Raw genomic sequence first — 7475 nt, forward strand, 5'->3', positions numbered from 1 at the left:
CGCTGATTTTGCAGAATATCAGCGTTCAAAGCACGCAGAATATGTCGGCGCCCTTCCCTGAGTGTCACGCAAGAGCGAGTTTCACCTGCAACTCGGGGGCCAACATTACCCCTACTACCAGCTCACGACACAGGCGCACACCGCATCACGGCCAGTTTCACCTGAAACTAGAAACCGTTTGTGCAACCCTGCCCCTGGCGTCGCAATCGAACCGTGGTGCGTTCGATCGCAAATGCTATGTCTCTCGTCTCGTGCAGCCATGCCTAGTTTCACCTGAAACTCACACGCGATATACATGGCAACACCGGCTTACGAAAGGCATGTAATCATCCCGGTGGCTGTATTATGCATGTTCTACGTGGAACCTTTTACAAGGCGTTCTTGGTCTCAGTGGATATCGCCTTCCTGGAGCCGCGCTATCTATGTCTATGAGTCCACAGCGACCCGCTTTAGAGGGTGTGGCGAGTTTCAGGTGAAACTCGAAGGCCGCATCGCGCTACGTTAGCTACGCACGAGGTTGGGCCCATGGAGGCAAAACTCAACGCTACAGTCGAGCGAGTGATCTACACCAACGAGGATAAGAGCTGGTCGCTCCTGGAGGTTGAAGATCAGGCCGGCGCGCTCACGCGCGCCAGTGGCGCTTTAGCGGAGGCCGCTGAAGGAATGCGTTTGGTCGCATCGGGACGTTGGGACAGTCACCGCGGGGTTCGGGTATTTCGTGTTGATGAGCATCGTCTCTATCAGCCTAATTCGACCGCAGGGATTCTGCGCTTCCTCTCATCAGATGCGATATCAGGGATAGGTGTCGAGACCGCAAAATCGGTTGTTGATCACTTCGGGGCTTCAGCCCTGGATGTCATACGTGGTCAGCCTGAGCGTTTGGCAGAAGTGCCTGGCCTTGGTGAACGGCGCGCAATCACCCTTTCTAAGGCTGTTGCCGAGAATGCCGGGAAGATCGAAGCGAAGCTCTTTCTTTATGAGCGCTTCGGTACAGCGCGGGCAGAACAGCTATACCGCCTTTACGGGTCCGAGGCGCCGCGCTTAATAGGCGAGAATCCTTACCGGCTTATTCGCGATGTTGAGGGCATAGGATTTCAGACGGCCGACGCATTAGGCACGAGCCTCGGATTCAGACGAAACTCGTTTGAGCGCATTAGTGCCGCTGTTTTACACGCCATACAGCAACAGATCCGCAGTGGTGCCACAGCGATACTCGTTACTCGCCTAATGGACACAATCATCAAGATACTGGCAGTGCAGGCACCGGATGTTGGTCAGACGATCACGAGACTGTCTGACGAAGGCGCCTTAGTTTCATATGAAACTCGGCATCAAAGGTTCTACACACTGCCAGCTGTTGCCAGAGCTGAGTGCGCGATAGCAGAACGACTACACGAGTTGCTCAAGCATGAGTCCTGCATCGCGAATGCCAGTATTGAATCTGGCCTTGAGTCTATGAACACCAAAGCAGGGCGTGCCTTGACGAAAGAGCAGGGTGATGCTGTTAGTGCGGCCTTCACGCATAAGGTCTGCGTGATTACGGGAGGTCCAGGCACGGGCAAAACAGCAGTGCTCGACACAATACGAAAGCTGCTGCACAGCAAGGGCGTTGTCGTTCACCTTTGCGCCCCAACGGGCCTGGCTGCTCGTCTGATGCGTGACGCGACGGGGGGTGACGCTTCAACGATTCATCGACTGCTTGAATACGACCCGATCGAGGGCCTGTTCACGCGCAATGAGCGGCGGCCGCTGTCCGGCGGTGTTGTGATCGTTGACGAGTCCAGCATGTGCGATGTGTGGTTGATTTCAGCGCTGTTACGCGCAATGACCCCTGAGTCGCATCTGGTACTGATTGGCGATAGTGAGCAACTGCCATCGGTCAGTGCCGGTTGTGTCTTGAGAGACGTTATGCAGAGCCAAGTCGCGCCAACGGTGCGACTGACCCATACGTTCCGCCAAGAGGCCGGGAGCCGGATCATCAGCTTGGCGCGCACGATCAGCGCGGGCCAGATGCCGAGACTTGAGAGTGGCGAAGGGGTCATATTCCACGACGCCACGCACCCAGACGCGATATTGAACATCGTGGTCGATGAGGTGGCGAGTTTCATACGAAACTCAAGCCTCGATATTCGAGCGGATATTCAGGTCGTGACGCCGCGTAATCGTGGACCGTTATCTGTCAGAGAAGCGAACATCAGGCTACAGCGAGTCTTTAATCCAGCGCCACGCCTATCGTTCCAGCGTAACGGCTACACGTTCGGGGTAGGGGACAAGGTTATGCAGGTGGTGAATGACGCAGGAAGAGAACTATCTAACGGCGACATTGGTTGGATCCAGTCAATCACCGAGGACGGAAAATCGGCGCGCGTTGTAATGTCACATTGCACTGTCGAGTACGACATCACTCAGATGGGCCAACTCGTCTTGGCCTACGCTGTGACGGCACATAAAGCACAGGGTAGTGAGTTTCCGGTGGTAATACTGGCCGTTGATCGCTCAAGCTATAAGCTGTTTGACCGAACTCTGCTCTATACCGCTGTCACCCGAGCGAAGCAGCAGCTCATCGTGGTTGGCGATGGGCGATCGATAAAGTCCGCGATCAAACGTGACCACAGCCTCAATCGAACGACGACCCTACGAGCGCGACTTGAGTCCGCGCAACGCGAAACGGACCGCGGTGGCGTGGCGTCAAGCAGCTAGTCATCCAGGCAAGAGCAGGCGTGTAACGTCGGTTACCCTTGTAGCGAACTACCGAACGCGCGGTTTTTGTATCCGTGAAAGCTCGAGTTGGTATCTGCAAGGACTGGTTTACAGATTCGTAAACCTCCATTTCAGATAATGCACTTACCACCGCAAAAACAACGGCATGCACTTCACGAAAGGGTAGGGTAGGGCGATTAATTTTCAGTGGTGCCACAGGCACTGTTGCAACGGTGGCTGCCTTGGGTAGCTCAGTCGTCGAACACGCATTCGAGCATGAAGCGGCGGAACTCGACGCGACGTATCTGATCGCGCGCGGTGGGCGACTTGAACAAGGTCATCGGATTTCTGGTGCGTGCATTGAGCCAAGTCTCGAATGACCTGTCCAGGCGGTCACGGTCGTGTTTGCTCATCTTCGCGAGGGCAGACTCGATCCGTATATCGGTCTGCTCATTGTGCTGTTTGAGTTCATCGTTCTTCCTGTCTTCGCTGGCCTTCTGGCTGCGGGACTTATCTGCACGATGACGTTCGAGTTCTTCGAGGGCAGAGACGTTCACGGCATCACGCTCGATTGCCCAGATCGCGAACCCAGCTTTGTTACCGATGCCGCCGCGGTCGGCCTGGCTCCTCGCGTAAGAGAAATTCTCGCTGATCTGGCGTTCGGGATATGACGTGAGTAGGTCGCGCGCCTTTCCGTCTTGAATGCCGAAAGCACGCAGATCCAGCAGTAGACGTTCGCGTTTCTCGGTCAGCCGCAGTTTTCGTCGTTGTGGCTGACTCGGGCCGATCATCGGGCCGTCGTAGTTCGGATTCGGGGCCACCAGAAACTGCAGCTCGGTGATGCGACGTCCGACTCGTTTCGTGCGCATCTCGATTTGAATGCTTGTTGCCTCGTTGATCTGTTTGATCGCGGGCTTGATGACCCGAGCATTCAAGTAACGAAAGTCTTGGTACGCCTGTGACTCGTCGACACCCAGGAGCTGTCGAAAGACATCGACCTCGATCCATGGCGTGCGGCCGGTACCTCGATAACGACTACAGTTTTCCCAGAGGGTGAGCGTGTGGTTGGCTGTGATGCGTGTCTGCTCGAACAGGTTGAGGCGTGTATAGACGTCTGGGTCGAGCAGCTCCTTGCGCAAGTTTGCCTCGATCGAATAACTGATGAAGCCGCGCTTGCAGAACATGAACGGGAAGAAGTGCAGGTACCCCGATTCTTCGTCGGCGCCGCGCGGGCGATCTTCGAGTAGACCGAAACGGACCGAGGCTTTTTCCATGTCCTCGATCGTCTCTCGGATGTAGCTGTAGTTGTTCGAAGCAAAACCCATGAGGCGCCGGAACAAGCGAACCGGCATTTCGAAGCTGGTCACATGAGCAGGCTGCAACGCTGCCCACCAGAACAGTACGTTCGCGGCACGGCGCTGATTCAAGCGCCAATCGACCTTGATGTGAATAGCTCGTGTTGGCTTGTTCAGGATGATGTGATTGTCGAGAACACCCTCGAGCAGGTCTGTCTGGTATTGCATCGGGCTCTAGCGAACGTGGGTTTGCCCCCGTTAAAGGGGTTTGGCAAGAAGCACCTGTCGGGGCAGGTTGCCGAACAAACTGGGCATGCGTCGATGGTGAAAAAACGCCATATCCCAAATTCGTTCACATTTCGCCGATACGTCGCGGTAATCAGTGATCCCAAATCCGTTCACATCACACGTAAGCATTGGGCTTCTTGCCCGTCCCAATGATAGTCGACAATAAAGTCTGTCGGTCCGCAATAAAGTCTGTCGCAAAGAAAGTGCGTAAGCGGTTGTTTTAGTTGGCGATCAAATTTTCCGACAAAATAGCGATAGTCTGTCGCGAAACATTTGTTACGTAGCTTAGCCGTGAGAGCCGTTGCTCTCGCTCCTAAAGCGCTGTTGTGATGTCGCGACGCCAGATTCAGCGTGGAACGATGTCGTTTAGGGGTTTTGCTCTTGCCAGGTCAGCAGAGATAAGAGACAGCTAGGCGGTTATCGAGAAAACCGCCCAGTACGGGCCATCAGCCGACTCAAAATCATCGATCGGGCTGGCTGCTTGTCATTTCGACTCGGCGCGCTACTCTTCGGCCGGGCAGTCCGTGTACAACTCGAATTGCTTCCGCGCTTGATGTGGCAGCTGATGGCCGCAGGGGTCTGTTTGCCATTGCCGATGTTTCGATCAACGGTCGCTGGCCGCATCCACCGATAGCGCAGGTGGATGTCCGGCACGCGAGTACCTTTTCGGTCGTATTGTCGAGTTTCAGCGGTTATGAAAATTTCATCACCTACCTTCGAATTCACGGCGGTACGCTGGCTTCCGTTCTTTTCGATCTCGCACTGCAAACGAAGATGGTCTGGGCATGCAGCGGCTCGGTGATCGCATCGCGTATTCAGATATCGTTGGCGGATTGGCCGCATGAATCGGCGCGTCACTCGCTATCGGTGTACTAGCTCGAGGGCGCCGAACAGGCTCGTTGGGTCGCGTAGTGGGGGCTCTAGGAACCGACGATACGTGAATGTGCAGTTTGGTCAGCAAGGTTCCGGACGATCACTGCGACAGGGGCGGCCACACAGTCCAAGGTGTTGAAGTGTCTGCTGTCTCGTCGAAGGGTGAAGGTGAGATCGTTGCCATAGAGAATGACGGTTTCGGCACTTCTTGGCTGCACGCCCCCAGAAGCATTCTCGACCCCGTACGCTCTTTGAGATCTTAACCGGGACGAATACGCAACGCGGCCGATTCGCTCGTCTGTCGTCGTGCAAGTAAAACCTTGCTACTTGTTAAACCCAAACGTCGTTTTGTGCGGTTTGGTCATTAGTCGCATCTCCGGTGTTCACAACGCCGCGTGGCTCGACGATCAGTACCTTGACCTCGGTATCCGCAAAAGGCTTGTGTTCTACGCCTTTCGAAACGACATACATTTCGCCGCTGGAAATATAGACCGAGCTGTCGCGAAAATCGATTCTGAGCTCTCCATCAAGCACGATAAAAACCTCATCCGTATCGTGGTGTCGATGCCAGACAAAATCGCCCTGGAGTTTTGCCAGCTTGAACTGGTAATCGTTCATTTCGGCAATGACTTTCGGTGCCCATTGCTCATCGAACAAAGCCAGTTTATCGGTCAGATTAATTGCATTAAGCATATTTTTCTTCCGCGCTTTAAAAATTATTCTCTATTTCCGGGCACCAATGAAGCCCGATATCCTAGAATTAAATACTCTTCGGCGAGGCCTGAGACACTATGCTTTCTGGCCCTCGGAGCCTTGTAGTTCCCTCACGATGGCTTTGAGGTGCGCTTCGGCGCAATCGAGGATAAGAGTACGCTCTGACTGGCCATCAAAAACGAGCGAAAGGTCGGTCCCGCCCAAAATGACGGTATCTACTTGTTCTTGCTGAACAAGATAGTCGTATGCGTTTTCGATGAGCGAGCGCTCATCATCCTGCGTGTAGCCGCGCGTTGCCATCGACACATACGCTTCATGCACGTGATCGGTGACGCGAGCCGGCAGATGCACAACTTCAGCCTTTGAAATTCGACCGTAAAGCGCCGACGTCATCACGCTTCGCGTACCCAAGATGCCAATCTTCTCGAAGTGTTGCGCCTTGATTTCGTCGTTCACGGCATCGATGGCATCAATGATGGGCAACGGCAAATTGGCTGATTCGTCCGTAAAACAAAAATGTCCGCCGATAGCCGGGATAACGATGGACGTCGCCCCCGCTGCTCTTAAACGATGAGAAATCGCGCGATAAACCGCTAATTGTGCTGTGGCGTCGCCCCGTGCTTGATTGTTCAGCAAGGTGTTGACGTTTGCGTGTGCCATGGTGAGCTCAAGCGGCAGGTCGCGTTCGCGGGTGCGGCTTATAAGCTCACGGTAATAATTGACGGTAGCAGCGGGGCCGAGCCCTCCAATCAATCCGATATGCATCTGAAATGCCCTTTTAATCTGTCTTGGCTGGCTTAATCGGCTATTGCCGCGCTATGCCTCGAACACAGGTCTCATGAATGATCGCTCATAGCTCAGATAACACTGTGTTTTTTCGTAATAGCGCATGGCGGCTTGGCAATCCGGATCGTCCGCCGCTTGCGTTCGATAGGCTTCGTAAGCTGCGAGCGTGGGAAATGAAAAGAGCGCCACTGCGATATTGTTTGGACCTTCGTGGGGTAGAAAATAGCCGTGGTGTTCGCCGCCAAAGCGTTCGACCAGTGGAATCCAGAGCCGGGCGTAGTGTTCGAAATCACTCAGCTTGAGCGGATCGATGACATAACGGATATAGCAGGTCACCATGCGAAAACCTCGCTTTGTATCGTGCGTGTGTTCAAACGTGTTGTCGTGGCAAGGACTGCTCCGATCGTCCGACTCGACTCACAAGGCGATAACCGACATAGCCAAGGGCCCCCGGCTTTATGTTCGCCGCATGCCAATATCGGCCGCAGTACAGACAGCGGCCCAGCGCTTCGTCGATGGTGCGCGATAACGCTAGCGATAGAAGGGCGGTGATGCCGAACAGGACGCCACAATTCAGGGCGAGTAATCAGCGGTCGTCTGTCAGCGCAAGCATCGTGACGGCCGCGTCCAGGGTCATGGCCCAGCCCTTCAGATTGAGCAGAAGCGGCGCGGAACCGCTCGTAAACAAAAATCGGTTGGCGCATCTCGTCCAAGTCCGGATTGAGATGGCCCTCGAAGGCGACTCTTGAGGCCTGATACCGTAAATCGCCGTATGCGGCGATTCGCGTCATTAGACTCAGTGCCGGAAGAGCCCGTGAA

The 7475-nt window shown here is 54.7% G+C and carries 6 protein-coding genes; 2 read left to right on the plus strand and 4 right to left on the minus strand.

Going from position 1 to position 7475, the window contains the following annotated elements; genetic code table 11:
- Window positions 1–525 precede the first annotated feature (525 nt).
- Window positions 526–2700, plus strand: a complete 2175-nt coding sequence (locus J7355_RS17120; protein ID WP_209064888.1) for an ATP-dependent RecD-like DNA helicase — start codon at window positions 526–528, stop codon at window positions 2698–2700.
- 251 nt (window positions 2701–2951) lie between these two features.
- Here J7355_RS17120 and J7355_RS17125 read toward each other — a convergent pair whose 3' ends face one another.
- Window positions 2952–4223, minus strand: a complete 1272-nt coding sequence (locus J7355_RS17125; protein WP_209064890.1) for a replication initiation protein — start codon at window positions 4221–4223, stop codon at window positions 2952–2954.
- Window positions 4224–4838: 615 nt separating this feature from the next.
- On the opposite strand from J7355_RS17125, the gene J7355_RS17130 reads away from it, so the two are divergent.
- Window positions 4839–5159 (plus strand): hypothetical protein, encoded by a 321-nt coding sequence (locus J7355_RS17130; protein WP_209064893.1) that lies wholly within the window; start codon window positions 4839–4841, stop codon window positions 5157–5159.
- 327 nt (window positions 5160–5486) lie between these two features.
- Here J7355_RS17130 and J7355_RS17135 read toward each other — a convergent pair whose 3' ends face one another.
- The 3 genes from J7355_RS17135 to J7355_RS17145 all read right to left on the minus strand — a co-directional run bounded on the left by J7355_RS17135 (window position 5487) and on the right by J7355_RS17145 (window position 6995).
- Complete coding sequence (locus tag J7355_RS17135) at window positions 5487–5849, minus strand: cupin domain-containing protein (protein WP_209064895.1); 363 nt, start codon at window positions 5847–5849, stop codon at window positions 5487–5489.
- A gap of 96 nt (window positions 5850–5945) precedes the next feature.
- Window positions 5946–6635 carry an aspartate/glutamate racemase family protein gene (locus J7355_RS17140; RefSeq protein ID WP_209064897.1) on the minus strand — a complete coding sequence of 230 codons (690 nt, stop codon included), beginning with the start codon at window positions 6633–6635 and terminating at the stop codon, window positions 5946–5948.
- A 51-nt stretch (window positions 6636–6686) separates the two neighbouring features.
- Window positions 6687–6995, minus strand: coding sequence for an NIPSNAP family protein (locus J7355_RS17145; protein WP_209064899.1), 309 nt, complete (start codon window positions 6993–6995; stop codon window positions 6687–6689).
- Window positions 6996–7475: the final 480 nt, after the last annotated feature.

This window comes from Endozoicomonas sp. G2_2 (assembly GCF_017744135.1).
In the GTDB taxonomy this organism is placed as follows: Bacteria; Pseudomonadota; Gammaproteobacteria; order Nevskiales; family Salinisphaeraceae; genus Salinisphaera.